3 protein-coding genes are annotated in these 2,018 nt (G+C 71.0%); 2 read left to right on the top strand and 1 reads right to left on the bottom strand.

Going from position 1 to position 2,018, the window contains the following annotated elements; translation table 11 throughout:
- A partial coding sequence (locus AC1D15_RS29170) for a TRAP transporter substrate-binding protein (protein ID WP_477828769.1) occupies nucleotides 1-488 on the top strand: 488 nt, incomplete at its 5' end.
- On the opposite strand, the gene AC1D15_RS29165 is transcribed toward AC1D15_RS29170, so the two are convergent.
- Nucleotides 485-1,588 (bottom strand): lipocalin-like domain-containing protein, encoded by a 1,104-nt coding sequence (locus tag AC1D15_RS29165; RefSeq protein WP_477828768.1) that lies wholly within the window; start codon nucleotides 1,586-1,588, stop codon nucleotides 485-487. The genes AC1D15_RS29170 and AC1D15_RS29165 overlap by 4 nt on opposite strands.
- Nucleotides 1,589-1,645: 57 nt before the next feature.
- On the opposite strand from AC1D15_RS29165, the gene AC1D15_RS29160 reads away from it, so the two are divergent.
- Nucleotides 1,646-2,018, top strand: a 373-nt coding sequence (locus AC1D15_RS29160) for an SWIM zinc finger family protein (RefSeq protein ID WP_477828767.1), incomplete at its 3' end; no start/stop codon positions are given.

The raw sequence follows: 2,018 nt of genomic DNA, 5'->3' as shown, positions 1-2,018 counted from the left end.
ACATCTACCCCGCGCTCGAGAAGGGCACGATCGACGCCGCCGAATGGGTCGGCCCGTACGACGACCAGAAGCTCGGCTTCAACAAGGTCGCGCCGCACTACTACTACCCCGGCTGGTGGGAAGGCGGCCCGCAGGTCGACCTGTTCATCAACACCAAGGCCTACGATGCGCTGACGCCGGAGTACAAGGCCATCGTCGAAGCCGCGTCGTCGCACGCGCACGTCGACATGCAGGCCAAATACGACGCCCGCAACCCGGGTGCGCTGAAGCAGCTGGTCGGCGCCGGCACCAAGCTGCACCGCTTCCCGAAGGACGTGATGGAAGCCTGCTTCAAGGTGTCGATGGACTACTACAGCGAGCTGTCGGGCAAGAACCCGGCCTGGAAGAAGGTCTACGAGGACTACACCAAGTTCCGCGCCGACCAGGTGCTGTGGTTCCGCTTCGCCGAAGCCGCGTTCGACGACTTCATGCAGGCGCAGAAACTTTAAATGCGGAGCCGGCCGGCATAGCCGGTCATCTCCAGGTAGCCGAGTCCGAGCCTGCGGCCGGACTCGTCCATCAGCTCGCTGAGCCCCTCCCAGTAGAAGCCGCCGGTGCTGGCGCGGCTGTCGAGTTCCTGCGCATCGAACAGCGCGCGAACCCGGTAGCGGCCCGCCGGCGTCTCGACCGCCCATTCGACCGGGTAGCTCGCACGCGACAACAGGCTGCTCCAGCGGCGGCCCGGCACGAAGCGCACTTCGCCGGGCCCGAAATTGCGCACCTCGCCCCCCGGCGCGCGGAAGCTGCCGCCGGCGTAGTACGGCGTGCCGTCGGCGCGCCGCTGCCGCACCGCCATCAGCGCGCTGCCGTCGTCCAGGTTCATGCCGATCCAGTCCCAGCCGACCGCGTCGTCGGGCAGCGCGTGGTCGCTCCATTCATGGTCGAACCAGGCGCGGCCCTGCACCGCGCGTGCACGGCCGTCCAGCGTCAGCGTGCCGCTGGTGCGCAGCTGGGGCTGGCTGTAGTACCGGCTCGCCTCGTGCGGCTTCGGCCCCTTGCGCGACCAGCCCGCCTCGCCCTGCAGCAGCACCGGCTGCGTGGCCTCGAACGACAGCTCGAACGCGAAGCCGCCGCTGTCGCTCGCGACGCGGGTCGTGTAGCGGCTCGCGCCGGCGCTGCCCTCGCGGCGCAGGAACCAGTCGCGCAGCAGCACGCGGGTGTCGCCCTCGGCACTGTCGGCGATGCCGAAGCCGGCGCGCGCGATGCGCTGGTCGTGGCGTTGCCGCCTGCCGGCCACGTCGCCGAGCACCGCGTGCGCGAACACCAGCTGCTGCGCGCCGAAGCGGCTCGGCGACGCGGCCAGCCCGGTGGCCGAGCGGAAGAACGTGACCTGGAAGCCGAGGGGCGCTGCGTCGGCCTGCGCCTGCAGCCAGCCGGTGACGTACCACCACTCGGTGCGCGTCGCGGGATGCGCGCCGAAATCGGCCGGGAAGACGAGGGGGCGGGGATGCACCGTGGTGAGCGGCGATTCCGTTGACGACACTGCAGACGAAACCGTGGCCGGCGCGGCCCCGCAGGCCGCCGCGGCGATGAAAAGGCGTCTTTGCATGGGGCGCCAGCATCGCATGGATGCGCCCGCCGGCTGAACGACAATGGCCCGCAGCCCATGACCGAATTTTCCATTCCCCCCGAGTTCGATTTCGGCCAGCAGTTCGACCGCGTGACGCTGACGCGGGCGATGGCACTCCAGCCCGAGCAGGCGCTGCTGGCGATGCAGATCGACGGCCTCGCGCTGCTCACGCGCATGCGCGGCAGCGGCGCCCACGTCTACGAGCAGCGCATCGAGCTGCCGGTCGACCGGCGGCTCGGGCTGCAGGTGCGCGGCGTCTGCTCGTGCCCGGTCGGGCTGAACTGCAAGCACGTGGCGGCGGCGCTGATGGCCTTCGAGGCGCTGGAGCTGCGCCGCCGCAAGAACCCCGAGCTCGCGCCGCCGCGCCGCCTCGACCCCGTCACCGCGCCGGTCGCGCGCGCCGCACCGG

Source organism: Rhizobacter sp. P2_H2 (assembly GCF_056403375.1).
This window is presented reverse-complemented; position numbering and strand designations above follow the sequence as displayed.

Excerpts from the sequence above, each read along its gene's own strand:
- AC1D15_RS29165 (WP_477828768.1), bottom strand. The coding sequence starts at position 1,588 with ATGCAAAGACGCCTTTTCATCGCCGCGGCGGCCTGCGGGGCCGCGCCG.